At 66.1% G+C, this 26941-nt stretch carries 19 protein-coding genes; 4 read left to right on the forward strand and 15 right to left on the reverse strand.

The genetic code is table 11. The annotated features are described in order from the left end of the window. On the forward strand, positions 1–688 hold a 688-nt coding region (locus ISS20_RS05905), incomplete at its 5' end, for an extracellular solute-binding protein (RefSeq protein WP_291434663.1). A 193-nt stretch (positions 689–881) separates the two neighbouring features. Next, positions 882–1865, forward strand: a complete 984-nt coding sequence (locus ISS20_RS05910; RefSeq protein ID WP_291434665.1) for a cytochrome c — start codon at positions 882–884, stop codon at positions 1863–1865. Between the two features lie 134 nt (positions 1866–1999). Here the strand turns inward: ISS20_RS05910 and ISS20_RS05915 are convergent, their stop codons facing one another. The 9 genes from ISS20_RS05915 to ISS20_RS05955 form a co-directional block, all read right to left on the reverse strand. Next, positions 2000–2764: a plastocyanin gene (locus ISS20_RS05915; protein WP_291434667.1), complete on the reverse strand. Its 765-nt coding sequence runs from the start codon at positions 2762–2764 to the stop codon at positions 2000–2002. 4 nt (positions 2765–2768) lie between these two features. After that, entirely contained in the window at positions 2769–3242 is a 474-nt protein-coding gene (locus tag ISS20_RS05920; protein WP_291434669.1) for a group 1 truncated hemoglobin, read from the reverse strand. Positions 3243–3252: 10 nt separating this feature from the next. Next, entirely contained in the window at positions 3253–4185 is a 933-nt protein-coding gene (locus tag ISS20_RS05925; RefSeq protein ID WP_291434671.1) for a DUF3034 family protein, read from the reverse strand. A 147-nt stretch (positions 4186–4332) separates the two neighbouring features. Then, positions 4333–5643: a HupE/UreJ family protein gene (locus ISS20_RS05930; RefSeq protein ID WP_291434673.1), complete on the reverse strand. Its 1311-nt coding sequence runs from the start codon at positions 5641–5643 to the stop codon at positions 4333–4335. Then, the gene (locus ISS20_RS05935) at positions 5643–6785 is read right to left on the reverse strand and encodes a hypothetical protein (protein WP_291434675.1); all 1143 of its coding nucleotides are present in this window, start codon (positions 6783–6785) and stop codon (positions 5643–5645) included. The genes ISS20_RS05930 and ISS20_RS05935 overlap by 1 nt, the downstream gene beginning before the upstream one ends. A 97-nt stretch (positions 6786–6882) precedes the next feature. Next, a complete protein-coding gene (locus tag ISS20_RS05940; RefSeq protein WP_291434677.1) occupies positions 6883–7134 on the reverse strand; it encodes a hypothetical protein in 252 nt (83 codons plus the stop codon). 17 nt (positions 7135–7151) lie between these two features. After that, positions 7152–8705 (reverse strand): DUF4331 domain-containing protein, encoded by a 1554-nt coding sequence (locus ISS20_RS05945; protein WP_291434678.1) that lies wholly within the window; start codon positions 8703–8705, stop codon positions 7152–7154. Positions 8706–9114: 409 nt separating this feature from the next. Beyond that, positions 9115–9906 carry an anti-sigma factor gene (locus ISS20_RS05950; protein WP_291434680.1) on the reverse strand — a complete coding sequence of 264 codons (792 nt, stop codon included), beginning with the start codon at positions 9904–9906 and terminating at the stop codon, positions 9115–9117. 7 nt (positions 9907–9913) lie between these two features. Continuing rightward, positions 9914–10489: a sigma-70 family RNA polymerase sigma factor gene (locus ISS20_RS05955; protein ID WP_291434682.1), complete on the reverse strand. Its 576-nt coding sequence runs from the start codon at positions 10487–10489 to the stop codon at positions 9914–9916. A 246-nt stretch (positions 10490–10735) separates the two neighbouring features. Between ISS20_RS05955 and ISS20_RS05960 the strand changes: the two genes are divergently transcribed. Further along, positions 10736–11155 (forward strand): c-type cytochrome, encoded by a 420-nt coding sequence (locus ISS20_RS05960; RefSeq protein ID WP_291434684.1) that lies wholly within the window; start codon positions 10736–10738, stop codon positions 11153–11155. A gap of 15 nt (positions 11156–11170) precedes the next feature. On the opposite strand, the gene ISS20_RS05965 is transcribed toward ISS20_RS05960, so the two are convergent. From ISS20_RS05965 to ISS20_RS05990, 6 genes are all read right to left on the reverse strand, one after another. Further along, positions 11171–12337, reverse strand: a complete 1167-nt coding sequence (locus ISS20_RS05965) for an alpha-hydroxy acid oxidase (RefSeq protein ID WP_291434686.1) — start codon at positions 12335–12337, stop codon at positions 11171–11173. A 142-nt stretch (positions 12338–12479) separates the two neighbouring features. Next, the gene (locus ISS20_RS05970; RefSeq protein ID WP_291434688.1) at positions 12480–14768 is read right to left on the reverse strand and encodes a diguanylate cyclase; all 2289 of its coding nucleotides are present in this window, start codon (positions 14766–14768) and stop codon (positions 12480–12482) included. A gap of 84 nt (positions 14769–14852) precedes the next feature. Further along, the gene (gene pbpC, locus ISS20_RS05975) at positions 14853–17156 is read right to left on the reverse strand and encodes a penicillin-binding protein 1C (RefSeq protein WP_291434732.1); all 2304 of its coding nucleotides are present in this window, start codon (positions 17154–17156) and stop codon (positions 14853–14855) included. A gap of 60 nt (positions 17157–17216) precedes the next feature. Beyond that, positions 17217–18086, reverse strand: coding sequence for a methylglyoxal synthase (locus ISS20_RS05980; RefSeq protein ID WP_291434690.1), 870 nt, complete (start codon positions 18084–18086; stop codon positions 17217–17219). 55 nt (positions 18087–18141) lie between these two features. After that, complete coding sequence (locus ISS20_RS05985; RefSeq protein WP_291434692.1) at positions 18142–18510, reverse strand: hypothetical protein; 369 nt, start codon at positions 18508–18510, stop codon at positions 18142–18144. An 87-nt stretch (positions 18511–18597) separates the two neighbouring features. Beyond that, complete coding sequence (locus ISS20_RS05990; protein ID WP_291434734.1) at positions 18598–24582, reverse strand: MG2 domain-containing protein; 5985 nt, start codon at positions 24580–24582, stop codon at positions 18598–18600. A gap of 222 nt (positions 24583–24804) precedes the next feature. On the opposite strand from ISS20_RS05990, the gene ISS20_RS05995 reads away from it, so the two are divergent. Next, positions 24805–26922, forward strand: coding sequence for a catalase (locus ISS20_RS05995; protein ID WP_291434694.1), 2118 nt, complete (start codon positions 24805–24807; stop codon positions 26920–26922). Positions 26923–26941 lie beyond the last annotated feature (19 nt).

Raw genomic sequence — 26941 nt, forward strand, 5'->3', positions numbered from 1 at the left:
CGACCTGGCCAGCGGCGTGAGCCTGGGCATGACCGGCATCGCCTACAACACCAAGATGTTTGCCGAAAAGGGCTGGGCCGCGCCTACGTCGTGGATGGACTTTGCCGACCCCAAGTACAAGGGCAAGGTGGTGTTCCAGTCCATGCCGTCGTCGTCGTTCGGGCTGCACGGCTTTTTGATGTTCAACCGCATCCAGGGTGGCAACGACAAGAACGTGGAGCCTGGCTTCAACAACTGGGCCAAGACCATCGGCCCCAACGTGCTGGAGTACATCCCCAGCTCGGCCAAGATTTCGGAGATGGTGCAGACGGGCGAAGCGGCGATCTTCCCGCTCACGCCGACCAGTGTGGCGGCCTTGAAAGCCAAGGGCATTCCGGTGGAATACGCACAGCCCAAGGAGGGCTCGGTGGTGCTGATGACCGGCCAATGCGTGATCGCCAAGAACAGCGAGCCCGAACTGGCGCAAAAGCTGGCCGAGTTTCTGCTGAGCCCGCTGGCACAGGCCAACGTGCTGCAGTTTGGCGCGCAGATTCCCACCAACCCCAAGGCGCCTGCCGTGGGTGAAGGTGCCGCCCAGGTCGCGCAGATCAGCCAGTGGATGAAAAACGCCGTGACGCTGGACTGGGACAGCGTGAACGCCAACCGCCCTGCGTGGAACGCGCGCTGGAACAAGACCATCGAGCGCTGAGAGGATATGGAGCGCGTGTGAACAGGCTACACCTGCTCACACTGGCGGGCCGTTTGTGACAAATGTCACCGGCCCCGCCATACCCTGCGGTGGTGGGGTGCCACAAACCGCTTCTTCGACTTCAGAATCCGGCGCCTGGGCATGCTGATTCGTTCAGCCCGTCCGCCACCATTCGAAGAAGAGGGATACCACCATGAAACGCTGGATCAAATGGACCGCAGGCAGCGCGCTGCTGCTGGGCGTGATCGTTGTCGCCACCGCCGCCAGCGGCCTGTACCTGGCCGAGCAAAAACGCAACCGCTACATCGACATCAAACCCCGCCCCGTGGCCTACACCACCGATGCGCAGACCATCGAACGTGGGCGCTATCTGTATGCATCGCGTGGCTGCACCGACTGCCATGGCGCACAAGGCACAGGCCGCGAGTTCGTCAACGATGGCAAGGGCACGCGCATCGTAGGGCCTAACATCACACCGGCTGGCGTGGTGGCGCGCTACCAGCCCGAGGACTGGAACAGCGTGATCCGCCACGGCGTCAAGCCCAATGGCCGCCCGGTGCTGGTCATGCCCAGCGAGGACTACAACCGCTTCACCAACGAAGACCTGAACGCCCTGGTGTCGTATGTGCGCCAGTTCCCCCCCAAGGAGGGCACGCAGGCCGTGATCGATCTGCCGCACCCTGCCTGGGTGCTGTATGGGCTGGGTGCCATTCCCGACGCGGCCTCGCGCATTGACCACCAGCTGGCCCCCTCACGGCCGACGGCTGCCGGAGTGACGCTGGCCAACGGCCAGTACGTGGCCAACATGTGCATCGGCTGCCATGGTGCCGACCTGTCGGGCGGCAAAATCCCCGGCGGCCCGCCTGACTGGCCTGCGGCAGCAGACATCCGCCCTGGCACACACAGTGCCGACAGCGCCCTGGCACGCTACCCCAACGCCGCAAGCTTTGTGGCCATGCTGCGCACGGGCAAGCGGCCTGACGGCACACCGATCCAGGTGATGCCCTTCGAGTCGCTCGGGCAACTCAGCGACGTGGATGCGCAAGCGCTGTACCTGTACCTGAACGCACCCCCTGGCAGCGTGAAGCAGGACGTGGGCAGTGCAACGGCCGGCAGCCAAAAGAGCAGCGCCAACACCGTGCCCTCCGGACCGGGCGGGCTCAAGCTGCCGGGCTGACCTGAGAGCCTGTGGACGACCCCGCAGGGGGACGCCCGCAGACACTCAGACGAAAGAGCGGGCGAAGGACCAAGCCCCAAAAAATCGCTGCCCTGCTGACCCCCCTCCCTTGGACCACCCGCTGTGGTGGCGGGTCAGCTGCCAGGGTGCTGATGTGCCTGGGGAGGCGAGACGGGCGCCAGGCTGTACGACCCCATGGGTCCACCGGGACTGTTGCCAGGGCCTGCGGGCGCGGCTGGCGGTGCACGGCGCACCCGCGGCACCACGCTGAGCTGCACGGTATCCAGCACCGGGCCGGGCACCACATTCAGCGCCTTGCGCGGCAGGTCCACCAGTTGCTCGGCGTGCCACACGCGCACCTGTGCGGCGCCATCCGGCACGCTGGCAAATCGGGCAATGCCATCGTTGTCGGTCTTGAGTGTCCAGGCCGAATCGGTCACAAACACGTGGCCGCGCATGGAACCGTGCAGGTGGCAGCCCAGCAGCACCACGCCAGGGGTGTCGAGTTTGACGTCCGCAAAGTTGGCGGGCTTGCCATCGGCCTTGCCCGCGAGGCGCAGCTCAAAATTGGAAGTCGCTGCAGCCGGTGCTGCTGCGGCGGACGCACCAGTGGGGTTGCCGCGCACGTGGTGGTCCCACCGGTCCTGGTTGGTAAACCGCACGGTGGAGCCCGGCATCACCACCGTGACCGCGGGCACAAAACGCATGCGCTCCTGCTCGATGGTGGGGCTGGGCTGCAACAGGCTGGGGGCCGCGCCCGCAGTGGCACTGGGGTAGACCACCACCACCGCGTCGGGCACGGGCTTGCCATCGCGGTCCAGCACCTGGATCTGGACATTTCCGGCGGAAGCGCTAGTGAATATTGCGCCAGCCGCTATGAAAAAAATAGCGTTTTTCATTGTCTTACCGCTTGGTGATCACATCACGGTGCATGGGCGCCAACAAGGCCAGCAGGCGGTTTTGTTGAGCGAACGGTATGCCCTGGGCATCCATGGCGCTTTGCAGCACCTCCACCAGGGCGTTGAAGTGGCCCTTGTTGATGTCCATGTCGGCATGGGCCGATTTCATGTCAGCGCCTTCATATTTGCAAGGGCCGCCGCTCAACTGGCAGAACTGGTCGGTCAGGCTTTCCTTCAGGGCGGCTGGTTTGGTGTCCTTGAAGTGGCTGCCGATGCGTGGGTCCTTCACCAGACGGTTCACGAAATCGTCCACCAGGCGGGTGATTCCGGGCTTTTCACCCAGGGCCTGGTACAGGCCGGCAGGGGTGGTGGTGGTGGTGGTCGCCGCTGGAGCCGCAGCAGTCTGCGCAAAGGCCGGGGCAGCAAGCAAACCGCTCAGAGCGATGGCCAGTGCCATGAGGGTTTTGGGGTGCGTCATGACAATCTCCTCAGAAAGCGACTTGGGCCGACAGGTAGTAACCGGTCTGGCGGCGGTTGTTGGTGATGCCGGGCACGATGCGGCCCAGGTCCACATAGGCCAGCGTGAGCGACACGTTCTTGCTGGGCGCCCAGGCCACAAAGATGTCCTTCCAGTCGTCTTCGCGCAGGGCAGTGCCCAGGCCTGCCGCAGCGCCCAGCGCCTGCAGGTTGTTGGGCTTGAAGCGGTATTCGGCACCCACCGCCAGGTTCTTGTTGATCAGGTACGCCACCGAGAACTCGGGCTGCAGGCTGCGGCTGTTCTTGCCGGGTGCGGCCGAGCCAAAACCCAGCAGGCCGTTCTGGTTGGCATTGGTGTAGCGCAGCGTGCCGTTGACCAGCAGGCTTTGCGCCAGCAGCAGCTTGGTAGCACTCACGTACACATCGGTGCCGCTGGTTTTGGTGCCCAGAAAATCCAGCACCGAGCCGATGGAGCCCGGGTGCACCCGCTTGTGCTCCAGCCCCACCGCAATCTGGGGCATCCAGCTGTCGCTGTTGAGCACCGCGTCGCCCGCCACTTTGAGCTTGATACCCAGCACGTCCATCTTGATGTGCTGGCCGGGCGTGACACCAAAGGGGGCAATGCCATTGAGCGCGATGGAGGGCGAGGCATCAAAGTCCTGGCGTGCCAGCGACAGCTCCAGGCGGTCGTGCAGGCCCAGTGCCACGCCATAGCCGTTCAGGCTGTAGTCCTGCGTGGCCGCGCGGGTGGCGTGGGCGCTGACGCCCACCTCGCCCTCGGTGGCGTTGCTGCCAATCACCGCCCAGGGGGTCAAACCGCCGCCCGCCGACCCGGCAATGGTGCTGACACCGCCGGTGAGCAGCAGCTTGCCGGTGTCGGCCTGGGCCGCCCCGCAGGCCAGCGCAACGCCCGCCAACGCGGCAATGGAAAGGGGACTCTTCATGGGACGCTCCTTGTGTTTGTAAATAAATGCTACGACAGCTTCATTACGCACACAGGCAGCATCTGGATGCGAATCCCAGAGTGCCGCGCAGGGTCTTTGGCGCATCAACAGGGTCTGGCCAACCCGCTGGACCGACCACCGGTGTCTTCAGCCAGCGAAGGCCAAGCGCTGCACGGTCCAGTACAGCGACAGCACCAGCAGCGCAATCGAGCCGCCACGCACCACCACCGAGCGATACCAGGCCCAGCGCGCCAGAACCACCGAGACAGCGCACCACAGGGCTACGACCAAGAGTTGGCCCATTTCGACCCCCAGGTTGAACCCTGCCAAGGCCCACAACAGCGAAGCCCCCGACACGCCAGCTTCCACCAGTACCCCGGAAAAACCCAGCCCGTGCACCAGCCCAAATCCCAGAGCAAGCCAGCTACCGCGAAGGCCGTTGACAGGAAACAGGTTCAGCAACGCCGAGATGCCGATGCTGATGGCAATGGCGGGCTCCACCCAGTTGCCCGACACGGTGACCCAGCCCAGGCCCGCCAGTGCCAGCGTGATGGAGTGGCCCACCGTGAAACAGGTCACCGTGATGAGCAGCGCCTTGATCCCGGCAAGGCGGTCGCTGGCGCCGGAAGGCGGGGTTTCAGCGGTTGGCGTTGTGCCGGACTCCGTATGCGAAGGCAGATCGCGATGGCGACGAGACTGCGGCCGCGACAGGGAGATCGGCAGCAACAGCGCCAGCAAAAAGGCCAGGTGGTCGTAGCCAGCCAGGATGTGGTGCACCCCCTCGGTCACAAAGTGCAGCAGCGTTGCCAACCCGCCGCGCGGGGCGCCGGGCTCTGTTGCGTCCGCGCCTTGAGCCCCTTCCGCACCGTCTGCCCCCGCTTGTCCGGCGCGGCTGCCCGCAGAGCGCAGGTCGGTGCCGGAGCGCCCGTCAGGGGCCAGCACGGCCGCCAGCGTCCGGCCGCTCAACGCGCCGCCCACCAGCAGGCGGTGTGTGGGGTCGAGGCCCTGCATCAGGCCGTAGCGCAGGGTGACCGCCTGGGCTGGCGCACAGGGCAGCGTGGCAGCCAGTCGCGCGTAACGCCCATCGGTGCGCTGCTCCAGCGCTTCAAATCGCCAGTCAGGCACCGTCGCCGTTCCGTCGCACTGCCACAACATGCCCTGGCCCACCCACTGGACGATGGCGGGCATGGACTGTCGCACCTCGCCCCATGTGAGCTGGCGGTCGCCATCAGCATCGAGCTGCTCCAGCGCGGCATCCACATCCTTCAATGCCACCGACAACACAAGGCCTATCGATGCGCCCGCCCCTGCAGTGCCCTGGGGGGCCGGTGCATCCGCCACCCGCAGATAGGCGTCGCTGGCCTTGTGGGCCCAGGCGCTGGGCGCCAGCACCAAACAGGCCAACACCGCAGCCGCCGCGGCCCGCAGGGCACCCGATATCCAGTGCCTGCAGTGCATCATTGGCCTCCCCGGGTCTGCCAGCGCGCCAGGCGCATGTCCTGCAGCCCTGCTTGCTGCAGGGCCTGCCGCACGGCCTGGTGGGCAGCAGCGTCGCCCGACTGCTCAGAGGTCTGCAGTGCAAGCCACCAGTCGAGTGGCTCTTTTTGCAGGGCAAGGTTGGTGCGGGCCGCCTTCCATGCGGCGGCGGGTTGCCCCTGCAACCACAGCGCCAGCAAGGCCCGTTCCCGGGCGTGGGCGTCCAGCCCCTCTCCGCGCGCCGCGATGGCGGCAAAACGCGCTTCCAGGTCGCGCACCAGGGGCTGCCACGCGGCGTCCACCATCAGCCGCAGGGCCTGTGCACGGCGCAGCAGCACGGAGTCGCTGTCAGGCTGGTGCCTGAGCACCTCCAGCGCGGCGCTCGCACGGTTGCGGCGCAGGAGCTGGTCGGCATAGGCCAGCGCGGTGTAGCCGTCAGGGGCATCGGCCAGGCTGCGGCGGTAGGCAGCGTCGGCGGCATCATCGCGCCCAGCGCGCTCTTCGCTCTCGGCCAGCAGCGACCCAATCCAGGCCCGCTGGGCAGCATCCCCCGCAACCTGCTGCCGCAGCGCGGTGAAGCCATTGCGCGCGGCATCATGCTGGCCTTGCAGTGAGCGGGTTTCGAGCAGGCAGGCGGTGGCATACAGCGCGGCACCATAGCGAGCTACGTTGCGGCAAGCGGCCTCGGCGGCCTCATAGCGCGCGGCCACACGCTCCAGCGTGGCCAGCGTGAGCCAGCCCTGCACCTGTGCCGGGTTGGTTTGCAAGGCACGCTCCAGCGTTGCGCGCGCTGCTGAAAATTCATGGCGCCCTTGCTCCACGGTGGCCTGCAACACCAGCAGATCGGCCGGGGCGTCCGCCTGGCCCCACCAGCTTGCCAGCGCCGCCTGTGCCCGGCCCAGGTATCGCGGGTCAGCCGTCTCACGTGACAACGTGATCCATCGCCGCGCCGTGGTGGCGGCGGCCTGGGGTGTGGCGGGAGCTGCGCTCACACGCTCGGGCAGGCGCTCGACCACCTCGGCATCCAGGCCGGGGGTCAAGTCCTGCGGCAAGGCAGCCATGGCCGTGCCCGCCCAGAACACCAGGCACAAGGCCGCGCACAAACAGTGAGGAGATTTCTTCATGGGCTCGTGACAACAACGGATATCGGGGTAGACGCACTCACACACGGATGTTCCTGGCCGCGCCCATTCAGGGCGCAGCCAGGTCATCGCGCTAGGGTCAGAGCCGCGAATCGGGCTCTTCAGTCTCGGTGCTGGACAGCACCAGCTGGTCCACCGCCTGAGGCTCGGTGGTGTCCGACGCACCGCTGGCCACAATGGGCTGCACATACGCGAACGCATTCACCATCACGGGGCCCCCATTGCCAGGGTCTGCCGTGTTGTCGCCGCTACCGCCCCCGCCGCAACCGGTGATGGCCAATGCCGCCACCGAAGCAAGGGCAAGGCGCTGAATCCGAAGGTTCTTTTGCATGGTGTGTCTCCTTCGGGTCAGAAGTTCTTGGCACCGGGCAGCGGTGGATTCACATAAGGGAAAGCTGTACGGTAGTCGGTGGCCTTGGTGCGCGAGCCGTCCACAAACGCTACGCCTCCCGCAGGGGCATCACCGGGCTTGCAGCCCACCTTGAGCGTGTCCGTGGCACCCGTCACCGTGCACAGCGCGCCCATAGCCACGCGCAGCGATACGTCCACCACATCGTCACCCAGGCGGCGCCCGTTGGGGAAGCCTGCCGCGTCCCCTGCCACCACCCCCAGCGGGTTCTGCGCAGGTGCAGCCGTGGCGGCAATGCCTGTGTTCAGGCGCAGCATTTCGGCCAGGGGGCCGCCTGCACCCAGGCCGGTGATGTTGCCGGGGCGGTTGACGGTGGGCAGCCCGGTAAGGAACGCCGTCATCAGGTCGGTGCGCGGGAAGTTGGTGGGGGCCTTGGCGCCAAACAGCGTCTCGACCAGCGCGGGCAGCGTGGGGTGCGTCACATAGTCCGCAAAGTTGGCAGCATCATCCTTGGGCTTGGACGCGTTGAACTTGTCCTTGTCCTTGAGACCAATCACCACCTCGTTGACCAGCGGCATGCCCAGGCGCGAGACCTGCGTCCATGCGCCACCGGCCTTTTCGCTGGCTTGCAGGCCCGATTCGGGCTTGCCATTGAGCAAGCGGGCCTGGCGCAGGCTGGCAGTGGTCCAGCCGCCAATGACCTTCTCGCCCGACGCTGCCGTGAGGCAATTGGTGGGCACTTCCACCGCGAGCGAAGTCACGTTCTTGTTGGCGATCTGGCCAGCGCCGAAGGCCGCAGCATTCGACTCGCTGGTGATGACGGCGGCAGGCGCATTCACCAGGTCAAAGATGGTGCCCAGCGACACCGGGAACGGGTCCTGCCGCTGGCCCACAAACACCTTGCCGGGGGTGGAGCAGCCGGGGATGTTGATGCCATACACATACTTGCCGGCATAGGCGTCGTAGGCGGCCGCATTGCCCAGCGATTTTTCTCCGATGTAGTCGATGGGCTTGGTGAAGGTAGCGCCCCCACCGGCCATGGTGATCTGCTCGCGCTTGCCGGTACGGCGGTCACCGCGCACGATGAACATCTCATACTCTTCGCGGTAGGCCAGCGGGTCGCCCGCCGCGCCGCTGATGCCACCGGCATTGCGCAGCGGGATCGCCACCTTCTTGCGGGCACCGTCAGGGCCGATATCGAGGGTGATGCCATTGCCACCGTTGTTCAGCGTGTTCTTGAAACGGAACTGAAAGGTGATGTCCTCCGCCGCGTCGCCGTTGTTGTCGATGTGGATCTCGTACAGCGCATTCGAGTCCAGGCTGAAGTAATTGGGGCCGCCATAGGCATCCTGCAGGGGCAGGTAGTTGGCGATCATGGTGACAAAGCCCGCTCGACCCGGTTCGTAGCTGTTGAACAGGTAAAAGTCACTGCCGTCAACCTTGGGCTGGGTTGTGATGAACGGCGCCTCGCGGTGACTGGAAGCCAGGCTGACACCGGCGGTACCTGCGGCCAGCATGGCCAGCACGGCCAGACTGAGTTTTTTCAATGGCATGGAAATCTCCTCGTAGATGGTGGTGGGGAGCGAGCGCCCCACCCTCAATACGCCGAGGCGGCGCCGCTGGATTCAAACCCCCGGAAATCATTTTTAAACAGCAAAAATAGAAATGCAATAGTATTTACATCACAATTATCATTTTTTTATTGAATGCTGCCTACTTGACGGGCGCGCGTAGCGGGGCGTGCCTGCGGCGCCCAAAATAGCTTCATGCATCCGTGCCTGGATAGCGCCGCACAGGTCGGCAGACCGTGAAACCCCAGGGCGCCAACGCTGCCCCGGAGGTTGCCCCATCGGCACCCGCCCTGCCAGCCAAAAGGCAGGGCCCATCAAAAAGGCCCCGTGCGGCCGATGAGCGGCACAGCACGGGGCCTGTGGCAGCGTAGTGCTGCATCAGCGCAGGCGATCAGGTCGCCTTGCGGATGAGTGCGCCCTTGAACAGCACCGGGCCGGTGGGGCCGGTAGCGCTGGGCACGCCGCCGCGTGGCTCCAGGCTGATGGCCAGCGTGGGCACTTCTTTCACATCGCCCTCCTGGGCCACCAGCTTGAGCAACTTGTCCTGCCCCAGCACGCCCAATGAGCGCGGGCCGCCAGCGGGCGGCAGCGCCCACAGTTGGAGGGACTTGTCCGTACCCTCCTGAAAGCCGCCCACGCGCTGCAGCACCAGCTGGTTGTTCTTGGGGTCGAAAGTCACCAACATCGACGCATCGGCCTTGTCATCTGCCAGCACGGCCACGTACTGGATCTGGGGCGTGGCTTGCAGTTGTTGTTGCAGCGTGGCGATCTGCGCGCCCGTGGTGGCACGCAGGCCTCCATTGACCTGCACCCCCACCACCACAGCCGCCAGGGTGGCGATGGCGCCCGCAGCCGCCGCACCGCGCCACACCAGCAGGTTGCGCCACCAACCTCCTCGTGCCTCAGCGGCCTGTGGAACACGGGCAGCCAGCATGGCTGCCGCAGCCCGGTCGGCCTGCACCAGGTTGTCGATGCGCGTCCACACGGCGGGCGCGGGGTGGATGGCGGGCTGCAACTCGGTCAGGCCGGACCAGCGGGTCTGCCAGACCAGGGCGGCAGCGCGCACGGTGGCGTGTTCGCGTGCCAAGCTTTCAAATCGGCGGCGGGCGCCGCCACGCAGCGTGCCCAGGGCATAGCTGGCAGCCAGACGGTCGAGCAGTTCGGGGTGTTGGGTAATGTTCATGGCAACCTCACGCAAAACGCGCCATGCAGGTGCGCAGCTGTTCCAGGCCCCGGCGAATCCAGGTCTTGACGGTGCCCAGCGGCAGCTTGAGTTGCTCGGCCAGCTCGCCGTGGCTCTGGTCGCGCAGGTAGGCCAGGCTCACCACTTCGCGCTGCTTGTGATCGAGCTTGCCCAGGCAGTGGTGCAGTGCAAAGGCCTGCTCGCTGGCATCGGCGGCGTCCATGGGGTTGGGCGTATCTCCCTCCAGCGTCTGCGCCATCTCGTCATCCAGCTCATTCATGAGATCGGCCCGGTCGGTGGAGCGCTTGCGCAGGGCGTCCAGCGCCCGGCTGCGCACGATCAAACCCATCCACGCCATGGGCGGACTCAGCGATGCGCGATAGTTGCCCGCGCCGCGCCAGATGGTCAAAAACGCCTCCTGAAGCACATCCTCCGCCGCGTCGCGGTTACGGACGATGCGCAAGGCCAAGCCAAAAAGCTGCGACGAGGTGCGCTCGTACAGTCTTTTCAGCGCGGAATCGTCCTGCGCGGCGATGCGGTCAAGGAGGTCCATCAGTTCACTGTCTGGGTGGAGGGTGCTCATGCGCCCATTGTCTTGGATTGATCGGGTTGGCAGGCCCTGCGGGGCTTTGCTGTAGGTGAATACGCCACAGCAGGCACTTTGGATGTAGCCGGGCACAAAAACGGTGCCCCGGCTCCGTAAATTGGTGTAGCTGAGGTGTCGGGCACCCCAACCGCGACGGGCATGAATCCAGACAGCGGGATTGTCCGTACTGCCAGAGTCCCCTCTGCCCACAACGCTCGCACTTTCCACCCCATGCTGCCCGCCATGCCTCTGCCTCGCCCACTGTCACCTGTTCATTGGGTTGCCGTTGCGGCCACCTTGGTGTGGGGGGCCTACAGCCCCGCAGCAGCCCAGTCGGTAGAGCGCGGCGCGGCACTGTACGCCGCACACTGCAGCAGTTGCCACAGCCCGGACCAGCATGGAGACGGCCCTGCACACCGGGGCGTGGTGGGGCGCCGCGCGGGGGCGCTGAAGGACTTTGACTACTCGCCCGCGCTGCGCGCAAGCAAGCTGCTGTGGACGCGTGCCACGCTCAAGGCCTGGCTGACCGACCCCGAGGCGCTGATCCCCGGCCAAGGCATGGACTACCAGCTCGACGATGCGCGCGACCGCGAGGACGTGGTGGCCTATCTGGCCACACTCAAACGCCTGCCGGCACCGGCAACAGCAACGGCCGCCAGGTGAAGGCCAGGCCTGGACTCAGACGGTGGGAAAGGTACCCGGCAGCAGAATCGAGGAATCTACGTTGTTGATGTTGGTGTGGCCGCAGAACGCCATGGTGATGTCCAGCTCTTTCTGGATGATCTGCAGTGCGCGCGTCACGCCCGCCTCACCATAGGCGCCCAGGCCGTACAAGAAGCTGCGACCAATCAGCGTGCCCTGAGCGCCCAAAGCGCGGGCCTTGAGCACGTCTTGCCCGCTGCGGATGCCGCCGTCCATCCACACCTCGATGCCTTTGCCCACCGCTGAAGCAATGCCGGGCAGCGCGGCGATGGAGGACGGCGCGCCGTCGAGCTGGCGGCCACCATGGTTGCTGACGATGAGCGCATCGGCACCGCTGTTGACGGCCAGGCGGGCGTCCTCAGCGTCCATGATGCCTTTGAGGACCAGCTTGCCGCCCCAGCGCTTCTTGATCCATTCCACATCTCCCCAGTTGAGCTGCGGGTCGAACTGCTCTGCCGTCCATGACGACAGCGACGACAGGTCGCCCACGCCCTTGGCGTGGCCCACGATGTTGCCAAAACTGCGGCGCTGGGTGCCCAGCATGCCCAGGCACCAGCGCGGCTTGGTGGCCAGGTTGATGAGGTTGGCGATGGTGGGCTTGGGCGGGGCCGAGAGGCCGTTCTTGATGTCCTTGTGGCGCTGGCCCAGGATCTGCAGGTCCAGCGTGAGCTGCAGCGCCGAACAATTGGCCGCCTTGGCGCGGTCGATCAGGCGTTCGATGAAGTCGCGATCGCGCATGACATACACCTGGAACCAGAACGGGTGGCGGCCCGTGTGTTCGGCCACGTCCTCGATGGAGCAGATGCTCATGGTCGAGAGCGTGAACGGAATGCCGAACGCTTTTGCCGCCTTGGCGCCCAGGATCTCGCCGTCGGCATGCTGCATGCCGGTGAGGCCGGTGGGCGCAATGGCCACGGGCATGGCCACGTCCTGACCCACCATGGTGGTGCGGGTAGTGCGGCCTTCCATGTTCACGGCCACGCGCTGGCGCAGCTTGATGCGCTGGAAGTCGCTTTCGTTGGCGCGGTAGGTGCCCTCGGTGTACGAGCCCGAATCGGCGTAGTCATAGAACATGCGCGGCACGCGGCGCTGGGCAATGACACGCAGGTCTTCGATGCAGGTGATTTTGGACAGGTTGGGCACGCGGGCTCTCCAGAATGGCGAATGCGCCGAATGGTAGGCGGTGGCGCCAGAGCCAGCCATCAAAATTTTTTCGACTGCGTGCAACAAATTTCCAGTGCCGGGCGGTGCCATGCCATCCAGACGCCGGGCGCTAGCACGTGGACTACTGGGCCGTGGCCACCAAAGCGGGCTCGGGCAACACCACCTCGGGATCGGCATCCGGGCCCTGGTAGAGCATGAAGCGCATGCGCCCGCCTCGCTTGGCCGCATACATGGCACCGTCGGCATGGCGCGACAGCTCATCGAACGTGCTGCCATGCTGCGGAAACAACGCAATACCGCCACTCACACCCACCCGCACCGGCTGCCCGGCCAGGTCAAACGCAGCGTCGCAGGCCGCCAGGATCTTGCGCGCCACCAGGCAGGCGGGCTCCAACCCGTCCAGCCCGGGCAGCAGCACCACAAACTCGTCGCCCCCCTGCCGGCACACGGTGTCGGACGCGCGCACCGCCGCCTGCAGGCGCTGGGCAAACTGCACCAGCAGGACATCGCCCACATCATGGCCCAGGCGGTCGTTGACCTCCTTGAAGCCATCGAGGTCCAGGTACATCACCGCCAGCGACTTGCCATCGCGCCGCGCCTGGGCCATGGCCAACTGGGCGCGGTCCTGCAGCAGCACACGGTTGGGCAAGTCGGTCAGCGCGTCGTACTGTGCAAGGTGGGACATGCGCTCGGCCATGGCCACGGCCTCGGTCACGTCGCGCAACACGGCCACCGCGCCGGTCACGGTGCCATGGCGGTCGGTGATGGGGCTGGCGGTTTCTTCCACCTGGAAGCGCCGACCATTGGTACGGTGCAACAGAACGCCCCGCACGGGGTACGTCGCTACGCCGCGCTGGATGGCCGCACGCAGCGTGGTCGCCAGAGGCTCATCGTTGTCGGGGCTGCGCAGGCTCACCACCTCGTCCACGGTGTGGCCTGCTGCGTCGAACGCTTGCCAACCCGTGAGACGTTCGGCCACGGGGTTGAGATAGGTCACCATGCCCTTCGCGTCCGAGCAGACCACGGCATCACCAATGGCTTGCAGCGTCAGGCGCACGCGCTCTTTCTCGTCGAACAGCTCGTTCTCCATGCGCTTGCGCTCGGTGATGTCCGTCACTTGCACAAAGAGACCGGTGACCACGCCGTGCGCGTCTGCGTCGGGCAGGTAGGAGACGATACTGTGCCGCGGCTGGCCCTGGGGATCCTCGTCCGTGCGCTCAAAACGCTGCGGCGCGCCGGCCAATGCATAGTCGTAGTAGGGCTTGCTGGCCGCATAGCGGGTTGGGCTGAGCAGCTCGCTGATGTGTCGGCCGCGCACGGGCACCGGGTAGGCACCGAACTCCTCCAGTGCAGCACGGTTGGCAAACCGGTTGTGCATGCTGGAATCCCAATACGCAATCATCGAAGGCACGTTGTCGAGGGTGGTACGCAGGTCGTGCTCGGCCTCGGCCAGACGCACCGACACCTGCTGGCGCAGCACCAGTTCCCGCACGAAAAGCAGGGCCAGTCCCAGGCAACCCAGCATGAGCAGCGCGGCAAATCCGCCCAGCACCCAGGCGCTGCTCCGCCACTTGGCCAGGATGGTTTCGGTGGACTGGGCCACGTTCAGGATCAAGGGGTAGTTGCCCACTGGCCGGAACGAATACAGGCGCTCCACTCCATCCAGCGCGGCTACGCCAACAAACGAGCCAGAGCCCTCTTGCTGCATGCGCACCATATTGGGCGTGCCCGCAAGGTTCTTTCCTACATCAGCATCGCCATACGGAAAGCGGGAGATCACCACCCCGTCCTGTCGGAACATGTTGATGCCGCTGCTGGGACCCAGGTTCACCGAGCCAAAAAGTTCGTTGAAATAGCTCAGGCGGAGGGCGCCCACTACGACCCCCGCAAAGCTGCCGTCTGCATGGTAGTAAGCGCGCGAGATGGGCAGGATGTTCAGGCCGGTCACCCGTGAAGGCACAGGCTTGCCAACAAATAACCCGCGCTGGCCCTGGTCGCGAAAAGCCAGAAAGTAGTCGCGGTCGCCCAGGTTGGCGCGGCGGGGAGTCAGGGAGCCTGAGTCCAGAATGACGTTGCCCTGAGCGTCCAGCACCAGCACATCGCCCGCGCCGCGCGCACGCAGCGAGTTGTCAAACACTACCCGCGAGCGCAGGTCAGGCGGCAGCGCCCACACCTCGGGCTGCGCCACCTCGCGGGCCACGCCCTCGAGGGATTTGTCGAACGAGTCCAGCGACCAAGCCAGCCCCTGCTCCAAGGTGCGGGCCAGGTTGGTACTGGTCTGCTCCGCGTAGGTCCACTCGTCGTTGCGAATGGTCCAGATGGTGCGGGCAAACAACGCACCGATGCCCAAGGCCACCAGCAAAGCCAGCCAGATCAGGCGGTGAGAGAAAAACTGGCGGAACGAGAACATACAGATAGTTTGTAACTATTTTAAACAGCGACCTGAACGGTACAGCACCGCCAAGTCACACCGTATTCCTCGGAATTGATAGCGTCAATGCGCACCTGCCCGGAGAGTTGCGGCCACCACACCTGCGCCACGCACCTCCAGCCGGACCTCGTCCAGCACCTTACCCTGCCCGTCGGTGAGTTGCACCACATGCCGCCCGGGCCAGGGCAACCAGGCCAACCGAGGCCCACGGCCCAGAGTTTTGCCGTCCAGCCGCCACTGCACCGCATCGCCCGTGGCGGTGAACTGCAGGCGCTGGCGCATGGGCGGGATGTCCGGGTCCAGCGCGATCACCGTGCCGGACGCCGGGGCGGTGATGCGGGCAGAGGCACCCGCAGGAGGCGCCGTAGGGGTGGGGGCAGTGTTTTTAGAGAATTTTTGGCCAAATGCGCTAGTGGAATATGGCTCTGAAGCTATTGAATCAATAGCAAATAAAGACTGCTGCGTGCCAGGCACAAACCATTCGTCGCGCGCGGCTTCCAACGGCTGGGGGACACCTGCAGACGGCGGCTGCCCCGGGCCAAACCGCACTGCCGCCCGCACCAAGCCCTGAGGGGCCTTGGGCGCCCGGCTGGGCTCGCGGGCATGCAGGAAACCCATCACCGCCGCCCAGATGGGCGCAGCACCGCTGGTGCCGCTGACCTCATGCATCGCAGCGCCGCTGGCATTGCCCACCCATACGCCCACGGTGTAGCGCTCGGACCAGCCCACTGCCCAGTTGTCGCGCATGTCCTTGCTGGTGCCGGTTTTCACCGCCGTCCAGAACCGCGTGGCCAGCACGCTGTCGGTGCCAAAGGTGCGGGCTCGTGCATTGCCGTCGGACAGGATGTCTCCCACGATAAAGGCAGCGTTCGCATCCATGGCGGGCGTGAAGCGGGGCTTGGCATCGGCCAGCGCCACAGCGGTCAGCCGCCCGCCGTTGGCGAGCGTGACTGCAACAGGACTGGCCCGCCCGCCGTTGGCGAGCGTGCGGTAGGCATTGGTCAGGTGCAGCAGCGGCACCTCGGGGCTGCCCAGCGCCAGGCTGTAGCCAAAATAATCGCCGCTTTCGCGCAGCGGCAAACCCACCGCCCCGAGCTGGCGGTGGAACGCGTCGGGCGTGACCATGACCAGCGTGCGCACGGCGGGCACGTTGAGCGACGCTGCCAGCGCCGTGCGCACTGACACCCAGCCCTTGAACTGTCGGTCGTAGTTCTGCGGAATGTAGAGCCCCGCGGCCGTGGTGATCTGCGCGGGCGAATCCTCTACCAGCGAGGCCGCCGTGAGCCGCCGTTCTGCAATCGCCTGGGCATACAAGAACGGCTTGAGCGTGGAGCCCGGCTGGCGCAACGCCAGCACCCCATCGACCTCGCTGGCCTGGCTGAGCTGGCCGGACGAGCCGACCCATGCCAGCACAGCGCCCGTGGCGTTGTCCAGCACCAGCACCGCGCCGTCCTCCACATGGCGCCCGCGCAACTCGCGCAGGTGCTGCTGCAGGCTCTGCATGGCAAACCGTTGCAACGGCGCGCGCAGCGTGCTGGCCACCCGCTCGGGCACAACGCTGTCCTTATCCCGCTGGCGCAGCAGGTAGCGCGCAAAGTGTGGTGCCACACCCTCGCTGGCATCGAAGGCACGGCGTTGCAATGCGGCCGTGGTGAACAGGTCCAGCGCATTGCAGTTCACACGCAGCGCCCCGGCACCAGCGCGCTGCTGCATCTCGCGCAGAACCCCGCAGGCGCGCTGCGCCACCAGTGCAGGCCGGGCATTGGGCGCACGCACCAGGGCCGCCGCCACCGCTGCCTCGCGGTCATCCAGGCCATGGGCTGCCTTGCCAAACAGGGTGCGGCTCAGCGCGTCGATACCCACCAGCTCACTGCGAAACGGCACGAGGTTGAGGTACGCCTCCAGGATCTGGTCCTTGCGCCAGCGCCGGTCCAGCACCTGGGCCGCCACGGTCTGGCCGACCTTCTGCACCACGGTGCGCCCCCCGGGGCCTTGGCGCCAATCCCCATCCAGCAAACCCGCGAGCTGCATGGTGATGGTGCTGGCCCCGCGCGTGCGCTGGTTCCACAGGTTGCCCCAGGCGGCAGACGAGGCCGCGCGCCAGTCCACGCCGCTGTGTTCAAAAAACCGCTTGTCCTCGCTGAGCACGAGCGCCTGGCGCAGCGCGGGCGAGACATCGGCCAGCGGCACCCACTGGCCGCGCCGCACGGTGGCGTCGGTGCGCAGGCGCTGCAGCACCTCGCCTTCGCGCGAGAGGATCAGGGTGTCGGAGGGCTTGAAGTCCGCGCGCACCTCGTCAAACGCGGGAATGGCACAGGCGCCCGAGGCGCAGGCCGCCAGCACCAAAGCGGCGGCCTGTGTGCGCATGCGCAAGGTGAAGAAGAAAGCGAAGGGAAGGAACACAAACGCACAGAAATGAAAGCGCCATCAGCGCGCTGCGCGCAGGCGCACGGCATCGCACCAGCGCTGCGCCACGCCCGGCACGGTGACACACACCGCGTCGTGCGTGGCGGTGGTCACGGCGCGCTCCAGCAGCTGGATGTCGGCCTCGTGCTGGCGCGCCACATGCGGGTCCTCAAAAAAAACGGCGCGGTGACAACGGCGCTCCAGCACCAGGTCGGCGATCTGCGCGTCGCCACCCAGCGGCCCGCTGTTAAAGCGCTGCACCCAGGGCTGCCCGTCGGGCCAGCCCTTGCTCCAGGCCAGGGCGTTCAGGCGCTGGCCCGTGGTGCCGGTTGCCACCCGGTGGCGAAACTGCGACAGCACATCAAAGTTGCGATCGGCGAAGTCGAGCATGGCCTGCTTGCACGCGTCGTGCGCAATCAGGGCCAGCGTCTGGGTGCCATGGTCATAAAACCGGTCGGCCTTCGGATCGGGCGGCAGCCCGGCGTGGATACGCTCCATCTCGATCCAGTCGCGTGCGCTGGCAACGGTGGAGAGAAACGGCTTGCCATGGATCACACACTGCCGCTTGAGGGCCAGCGCCTCGGGGAAGATGGAAGAAGGGTCCACAGGGTCGGTGAAGTAAATCGCTCCATCGAGCGTGCGCCCTTCCCCCATACCCACCACCTCTGCCACCACTTTCATCAATCCACCTTCGCGTCCGTAGGGGTAACGCACCAGCGGGTGGTACCCCTGCAGCATGCCCGCAGCGGCGATGGCATCGTGCGTGCGGCCCACGGCGTGCAACCCCAGCTGCAGTTCCCGGATACCGGCCTCGCATGCGCGCAGCCAGGAAAAGAGCGCCGCATCTTCGGTGTGGTGGTGCAAGCGGTTGGCAGCGAGACCCAGGATCATGGCGGGTTGACTTTCTGAAATCGAAGGGATCGGAGCATCGTAAACCCCAGACGACTCAGCGATCGGAGTGCTCACGGTCAAAACGCCCCTCGGCCTCGGTCAGGTGGCGCAGCAGCACATGCGAGATCAGATTGACGCCTATACCGCCAAACACCACCGGCAGGAGGTACAGCGCAATCGTCAGCTCGGAACTGAACCACGCATCGTCGGCCAGAGAAGGCGTGCTTTTGGCCTGCGCCGCCATGGACTGCAGCAGGTACACATCCACCCCCGCGACCAGCACCAGCGCCACGCCAAACCCCAGCACCGCCCAGCGGGAGATCGACCGCGTGACAAGCAGCAGCGCATAGATGCCCACCGGCAGCACCAGCGAGAAGCCGACCAGCAGCCAGAACCGCAGCTCCAGAAAGACGCTGAGACTCATGGCGTGCAGGCCTGGAGCGGACGATGGGCGAGGCGGTGCATGGCGACGTTGGGGCGTTGGGGCGTTGGGGCGTTGGGGCGTTGGGGCTTATTTGGCCACCTGCACCTTCACCCGTGCGTTGGGCGACTCGCCAAACATCTCGGGCGCATACATGGCCTCGACCCGGCTCGGTGGCAGTGCAAAGTCGCCCGCATTGTTCAGGCGCACGGTGTACTCCATCTTGACCGTGCCCTTGGGCAAGTACTCGTAGTAGCTGCGGAAGGACTCAAAACTGCGCTCCTCGAACGCGGGCCAGCCTGCGCCGCTCTTCTTTTCGCCCTGCGTGGCGATCTCGGAATCGCGGCCCAGGCCGCTGCCCAGGATGGTGGCCCCGCCCGGGATGGGGTCGGTGATGGCCACCCACGTCATGTCGGCGCTGGCGTTGACCTCCAGCGTCACGCGCAGCACGTCGCCCCGCGTGTACTGGCCGGCGGGCAGCGACTTGTTGGCCTGCTCCACGGGGGTGATGGTCTTCTTGATCGCATAACCCGCTGCGAACGGCGCCTTGAGATCGATGGCCGCCACCGACTGCAGCGTGAGCCAGGGCTTGCCTGGGCCCTGGTGCGTGACGGCCAGCTGCTCCTTGCCACCCGCCCGACCCGCGCCGGATGCCCAGGGCAGGAACATGCCGTTGTTCTTGAGGTTGCCGGGCGATGCGGGTGCACCAAACCAGGTGATCTGGTTGGGGGCGCCGGTGGCGTCCGATGCCTTCACGCGCTCGACCTTGCTCCAGTCCACGCTGGCGGTGTTGCCACCCATGCTGGCCTTGGTGGAGCCTGAGACCGGCACAGCCTCGAACTTGGCGCTGAACTTCTCCAACGCCAGCCCACCCCACAAGTTGGCGGTGGTGGTGTGCCAGGCTCCCGCCTGCTGGCGGCTGATGAAGCCGTTGGCCAGGCGACCCATATCGTCCTTCCACGCCGGGTCGTCCATCACGGCGAGCATCAGGCGCGCGGTGTTCACGTCGCCGTTTTGCATCAGCCACCACCAGTAGTCGTCCTGCTCGTTGCTGAAGATGAGCTTGGTGCCCTGGAACGACAGGCGGCTGCGCAGGATCTGCATGGCCTCGGCCAGGCGCTTGTCGCGCTCGGGCACATCTGCCACGCGCTTCAAGATGTTGACCCAGTCGATCACCGTGTGCGTGGGCCACTGGTTGGGCGCGATGGTGATGCTGCTCACCATCCGACCCTGGGCCTTGCCGTAGCGCGACAGCGCCTCCAGCGCGGCCACCTTGCGCATGTCCAGGTCCTTGCGCGGGCTCCAGAAGTTGCGCTGGATGCGGCCCTCCACAAACGCGATCAGGCCACGCTCCATGGGCGCACGGGCTTCATCGGGCAAGGCAAACGCGGGGTTGATGCTGGCGGCTTCGTGCGTGGCGGCCAGTACATAGGCCGTGAGGGTGTCGCTGCCCCGGTTCCCGTCGCCATCACGCGGCGGGAAGTAGTTGGCCAGACCATCGCTGTCGAGGTAGGTGGGCAACTGCGCCACCACCGTCTGCCACAACGCTCCGTCGCGCAGGCCCACGGCCTTGCTGGTCTTTTGCTCCAGGCAGGCAAACGGGTAGCGAGCCCACCAGTCGCGCACGCCAGGCAGGCCTTCGGCCAGCTTGGGCTGCAGCGACATCTTGAGGCCGCCCCGGCCGGGCAATGCATCGGCGGGTGGGTTCACGTCCAGGCTGTAGCTACCGTCCACCTGCACCAGCGTGGCCTGCTGCACCGTGAGCGGCACCGCCTGCACGATGCGCTGGCGGGCCTTGAGGGCGTCGCGGGCGCCGCTGACCTGGTCCTTGGCTTCAATCTCCCACAGGATGGCCTCAGCGCGGGTTTGCGCCAGCTGCGCGGGGGCCGTCACGTCCCAGGCCACTTCGCGCGCCTCTCCAGGCGGGATGTCGATGGTTTGTGGCTTCAGGTCCAGCAGTGTGGCGCGCGGTGCCACCTCGACCTTCATGGCGGCCTTGGTGGTGTTGCGCAGCGTGATCTGCGCGCGGAACTGGTCGTCCTCGCGCACCAGCGGCGGCAGGCCGCTGATGATCTGCAGGTCTTGCGTGGCGCGAATGCTGGTGCTGCCGGTGCCGAACAGGCCCGTAGATGCGTCAGCCACCGCCACGATCTTGAAGGTGGTCAATGCATCGTTGAGCGGCACCGTGACCTTGGCCTGGCCGTTGGCGTCGAGCTTGAGCGCGGGCTCCCACAGCAGCAGGGTGTCCAGCAACTCACGTGTGGGCGACTTGCCCCCACCACCGCCAGCGGGCACGGCCTTCTTGCCGTAGTGGCGTCGGCCGATGATTTCCATCTGCGCCGTCGACGTCTCCACGCCCCAGCTGCGCCGCTGCAGCATGGCTTCGAGCAGGTTCCAGCTGGTGTTGGGCATCAGCTCCAGCAGGGCCTGGTCCACCGCGGCCAGTGCCACCTCGGCATTGGCCGCGGGCTTGCCACCGGGCAACGTGGCGGTGATGGTGACCTGGGCCTTGCCACGCACGGCGTAGCTTTCCTTGTCGGTGGTGACTTTCACGTCGATCTGATGGGCCGCTGTGCCCACGCGGATCTCGGCCAGGCCCAGGCGGAACGCGGGCTTGGACAAATCCACCAGCGCCGTAGGCGCCTGGTATTCCTTGCCTTCGTACCAGAACGAGGCCCACCACTCACGCGGCGCCTTGAAACCCCAGGTGAAGAAGCTGTACCACGGCACCTCGCGCAGGCGGCCGCGCAGGGCCAGCACACTCACGTACACGTTCGGCCCCCAGTCGGGCTGCACCTTCAGGCTCACCGTGGGGTCCTGGCCGTTCAGCTGCACCACCTGGGTTTCGATGATGCCTTCGCGCTCCACAGCCACCAGCGCGGTGGCAAAACGGAACGGCATGCGCACCTGGAACTTGGCGGTCTCGCCAGGCTGGTAGCTCTTCTTTTCGGGCAGCAGGTCGATGCGGTCGTGGTCTTCACCGCCAAACCACAGCTCGCCCTGGCGCGTGACCCACACCGACGAGGCAGCCACGCTGGTGTTGCCGTCCTTGTCGGTGGCGGTGACCACCAGCTCCACCTCGCCCGCTTCGTCGAGCTTGGATTCGCACAGCAGCAGGCCGCGCGCGTCGCTCTTGCCGCTGCACAGCGTGCCCAGATCCTTGGTGTCGGTCTGGTTGTCGTAGCTGTAAAAGCCACCCACCATGCGCTTGCGCGTGGTGGTGGTGATGCGGGCCATGGCTTGCACCTGCAGCGAAGTGTCGGCCGCGGGCTTGCCGTTGTGCTGCAGCGCCAGGGCCTGGAAGCGGATCTTCTGACGCGCAGACACCCAGCCCTCGGTCTTGATGCCCGCCACCACACCGGCAGGCCACAGCGCTTGTGTGCTGCGGATGGTCTGCACCTCGCCATTGGGGTCGGCGTAAGTGGCCTCCAGCAGCAGCTCCTGCGGCTGGCGTGCCTGGGGCACGTTGTCGATGGTGACCTTGCCTGCACCGTTCTTGTCGAGGGTGAGTGGCAGCTTGTCGGCGATCACGCGCGCATCCTGGCTGGCGGTGGCTTCTTCGTCGTCGCTGCCGGCGTTGCTCTGCTCACGCTTGCGGGGCGGGTTGAAGCTGAACGTGTCGTAGTCGCTGAACTGCAGGGACTTGCCGCGCACCAGGGCCGACACGCGCACCGGCAGGTTGGCGGCGCCACCGCCGGCCACGTAGTTGATCTGCACGTCGGTGGGCACAGAGCGCACGCGCACCAGCGCCTTTTTCTCGACCGGGGCAATGCGCCCTTCCAGCACCGGCAGGCGGAACTCCTCCACGCGGAACGAGCCCGACGCCAGGCTGCCGTTCACCGTGCCGTTGCCTCCCAGCTCGACCTGGTACACGCCCAGCTTGGCGGCGGGCGGGATGGCAAAGGTGCTTTGCGCACTGAGCCCCCCCGTGGCCGTGCCGCGCCACACCAGGGGCTGGGTGAACTGCTGGCCGCTGCCCAGGTGGGTGATGACGAGGGTGTCGGGGCGCGAGGCTGAGAGAGCAAATCCCTGGCGCGTTTCGGCGCGCAGCACGTGCTTCATCGACACGGTTTCGCCAGCGCGGAACAGCGTGCGGTCGAAGATGGTGTGGGCACGTTCGTCAGGCGCGGGAGCCCGGCTGGCGGGCACGTTGAAGCGCCAGGGCTCGATGCCGCGCTGCCAGTCGCTCCAGGTGAAGGCCATGTCCTCCACGCCATCCGCGCCCTTGTGGCGTGCGCTCACAAAGTACGACTGGCCGACCTCGTCCTCAGAATTGGAATTGCAGCCGGGGGGTTCGGACGAAAGGCCCTCCACACGGGCAATACCCTGTGCGTCGGTCACGGCCTGCGCCAGCTCATTGCCCCTGCAGTCCGACACGCGCACCGTGGCGCCCTGCACGGGCTGGCCCTTGTCCAGCGTGGTGACCCAGGCCATCGCGTTTTCTCGGCCCAGCTTGAAATGCACTCCCAGGTTGGTCACCAGCGCCGAGGTGCGCACGTACATCATGCGGCCTTCGCCATGGCGGTCGTCCAGCAGCGAGGCACCGAGCTTTTGCGACGCGATCTCCACCACATGGAAGCCGGGTGTGAGGGGAATGCCCACCACCTCGAACGGGCGCGGGTCGTTGCTCGCGGGCTTGGGCAGGTCCAGCGTCTTGACACCGCCCTTGCCTGCCAGCAGCGACAGCATGCGTGACTGCACGTAGTCCTTGTCGTTGTCGAGCACCTTGGGCAGAGGGCCGGTCACGTCCTGGCGCGCCTGCTTGCGATCCACCACATAGCTGTCATAGCGCTGCACCTTGCGGAACCAGGCAATGATGTCTGCGTCGGTGCGGGGCTTGAGTGTGCTCACCTTGCCAGCCGGTACGGTGGCTGTCGCCACACCCGCTTGCAGCCCCTGCACGCGCAGGGCAGCCTCCACGTTGCGCAGCGTCACGGGCAGCAACGCAGGCGGGTTGTCCGACGCGGGGCCTTCTGCAAACCGTTCCACGATGCCAAAGGGCGCGGCCGCAAACTTGGCCAGCGGCGGCATGCCGCCGGTAGACACCTTGAGCGGGAAGTTGTCGGCATTGCGCAGCGGGCGCCCCGAGGCGTCCTTGAAGTCCTTGGGCAGCTCGATGGTGAAGGCCGTGTTTTCGGACAACGGCGCGTTGAACTGCAGGCTGTTGACCAGGGCATCGGCCTGGGCGCCCTCTGCGCCGCCATCGATCTGGGGCTTGAGGGTTTCCTTGCCAGATTTCAAGCGGATGGCCGCCGCCAGATTGCGCGGCACGGGCGCATTGAAGGACAACATCATGGGGCGGATCGGCAGACAGGCCGCCTGGGCGTTTTCGCGCTCGCAGCTGAACTCCGCCGAGAACGGCTCACGCACCTTGAAGTCGAAACGTTTTTCCACCGTGTTGGCGACGCCGCTGGGGGTGGCTACCCCCTTGCCGAACACGATCTGCATGCGCGAACCCGAGGTGAAGCGGCGGTTGCAGGCCAGCGTGGCAAAAGCCAGAGGCTCGCGTGCGGCGTCTTTCTCCAGGCCCAGGCCCTTGAGGATTTCGGCACGCTGGGCGCCCTCGATCAAACGCACGGGGATGCGCTCGCCCACGCCTTCGGCCGTACACCACACGTTGCTCTGCACGCTGGCTGTGGTGGCAGCGCCATTGAGAAACAGCACAAAAAACTGCTCCTCGTCGATCTGATCGTAGGTGCTGGGGCGGAGGTTCTGCACAAACGGTCCGCCGCTATTGAACTGATAGCTTTTGGCGCCCGTCAGTTCTACGCCAGCGGCCGATTTAAAGCCCTGTTTGACGCTGGCCGTGCAACGCACGCCCGGCGGCAGGTCGCGCTCAAAGTCAAACACCCACTCGCGCTCGCCGGTCCAGCGTCCCGTGCCCTTGGTGACGCTGGCATCGCTGCAGTTCAGGCTCAGGGGCGCGGGCGCCTTGGGGTCACCAAAATTGACCGCAGCAGTATCGAACTTGGCCACCACCTGGCGCACACGCGCCACCTCGCCCTGGGGCGAGAAGCTGGTGATCTGCAGGGCCTGGGCCCCCCAGGCCACCAGAGTCAGGCTGGCGGCCAACATCCATTTTTTTGCGTCCACGCTATCCCCTCCGAAGGAACCGGCAAGCGTAACAAAGTGCCATGTCGGCCGGGTGTGTGTTGCAAGCACTTACGTATCGGCCGCGGGACCCGCCATCACCCGCACCCGACGACGCGCCGATGGGGCCATGTCCTACCCGCTGCGCTCGCTGGGCGACCAAAGATGGTGGCTTCGTTTTATCCCACGCACCACCCAGGAGCGCCCATGGCACGACCCCCTAACTCGCGCAGCGCGGCCCACAAGTCGCCGTCCGCCCTGCCCTCATCCACCCAGTCCGACAACTTTCGCGGCAACGCGGGCGAGCTGCAGCAGCAGGCGGGCGGCAAACACCCGGTGCTGACCACCCAGCAGGGCATCCCGGTCGCCGACAACCAGAATTCGCTACGCACTGCGCCGCGCGGCCCCACGTTGCTGGAAGACTTCATCCTGCGCGAGAAGATCACGCACTTTGACCATGAACGCATCCCCGAGCGCATCGTGCATGCACGAGGGACGGCAGCCCATGGCTTTTTTGAGCTGACGCACTCGCTCAAAAAATACACCACCGCCAAGGTGTTGACCGACATCGGTGTGCAAATCCCGGTGTTCACGCGCTTTTCCACCGTAGCCGGTGGGGCGGGTTCGGTAGATACACCGCGCGACGTGCGCGGCTTTGCCGTCAAGTTCTACACGCCCGAGGGCAACTGGGACCTGGTGGGTAACAACATCCCCGTGTTCTTCATTCAGGATGCGATGAAGTTCCCGGACCTGGTACACGCCGTGAAGATGGAGCCGGACCGGGGCTTTCCGCAAGCAGGTAGCGCGCACGACACCTTCTGGGACTTTGTCTCGCTGATGCCTGAAACCCTGCACATGATCATGTGGGCCATGAGCGACCGCACCATCCCGCGCAGCCTGCGCATGATGGAAGGGTTTGGCGTGCACAGCTTTCGCCTGCTCAACGCGGCGGGAGAGAGCACTTTTGTGAAGTTCCACTGGCGGCCCAAGCTGGGCATCCAGTCCACCGTGTGGGACGAGGCGGTGAAGCTGCAATCGGCCGACAACGACTACCACCGGCGCGACCTGTTCGAAGCCATCGAGGCGGGGGACTTTCCCGAGTGGGAGCTTTCGGTGCAGCTGTTCACCGAGCAGGATGCTGAAAGCTTCCCGTTCGATCACCTCGACCCTACCAAGCTCATCCCCGAAGAACTGGTGCCCCTGCAGCCGATTGGCCGCATGGTGCTCAACCGCTGGCCCGACAACTTTTTTGCCGAGACCGAGCAGGTGGCCTTTTGCCCCGCCAACGTGCCACCGGGCATCGACTTCAGCAACGACCCACTGCTGCAGGGCCGCCTGTTCTCATATCTGGACACGCAGCTGTCGCGCCTGGGCGGGCCCAACTTTGCGCAGATCCCCATCAACGCACCCAAGTGCCCGTTCCACAACATGCAGCGCGACGGCCATATGCAGATGCAGGTGCCCAAGGGCCGCGTCAACTACGAACCCAGCAGCCTGCAGGGCGACACGCCACGCGCATCGCTGGCACAAGGCTTTCGCCACTTCGCGCAGGCCGACGATGGCGTGAAGGGCCGCGTGCGCGCCGAGAGTTTTGCAGACCACTACAGCCAGGCCCGCATGTTCTACCGCAGCCAGAGCCCTCTGGAGCAAGCCCACATGGCATCGGCGCTGGTGTTCGAGCTGTCCAAGGTGGGTACCCCGCATGTGCGCGAAGCCGTGGTGGGCCACCTGCTGCATGTGGACCCAGAACTTGCCCAGCGCGTGGCCGATGGCCTGGGTCTGCACACGCTACCCTCCGCCCCTGCGACCACCGAGCCCGTGCAGGATCTGCCCCTGTCGCCCGCCCTGCGCATCATCGACCGCATGAAGCCCACACTGCAGGGCCGCTCTATCGGCATTCTGGTGGCCGATGGGTCCAACGGTGCCTCGGTGGCCAACCTGCGCAAGGCGCTGGAAAAGGTTGGCGCCACCGTGAAGATCGTGGCGCCCAAGGTGGGCGGTGCCGTGCTGAAAGATGGCACTCTGCTGCCCGCCGACGGCCAGCTGGCGGGCACGCCATCGGTGGTGTTTGACGCCGTGGCCTCCATCCTGTCGCCCGACATGGGCGCACTACTGGCCAAAGAGGCGGCGGCTGTGGACTGGTTCCGCGACGCGTTCGGCCACCTCAAGGCGATTGCCGCCTGCAAGGGCACCCAGGCCATCCTGCGAGCGGGTGGCATCGAGCCCGACGCAGGTGTGGTGGACCCGGCAGACGCCCCAGGCTTCATCGCCGCCGCCCAGACCCGCCAGTGGGAGCGCGAACCCAAGGTGCGCACCCTTGCATGAACGCCTGCGCACATTCCCC

The sequence above is a fragment of the Acidovorax sp. genome (genome assembly GCF_016783915.1).
Taxonomy (GTDB): domain Bacteria; phylum Pseudomonadota; class Gammaproteobacteria; order Burkholderiales; family Burkholderiaceae_C; genus Acidovorax.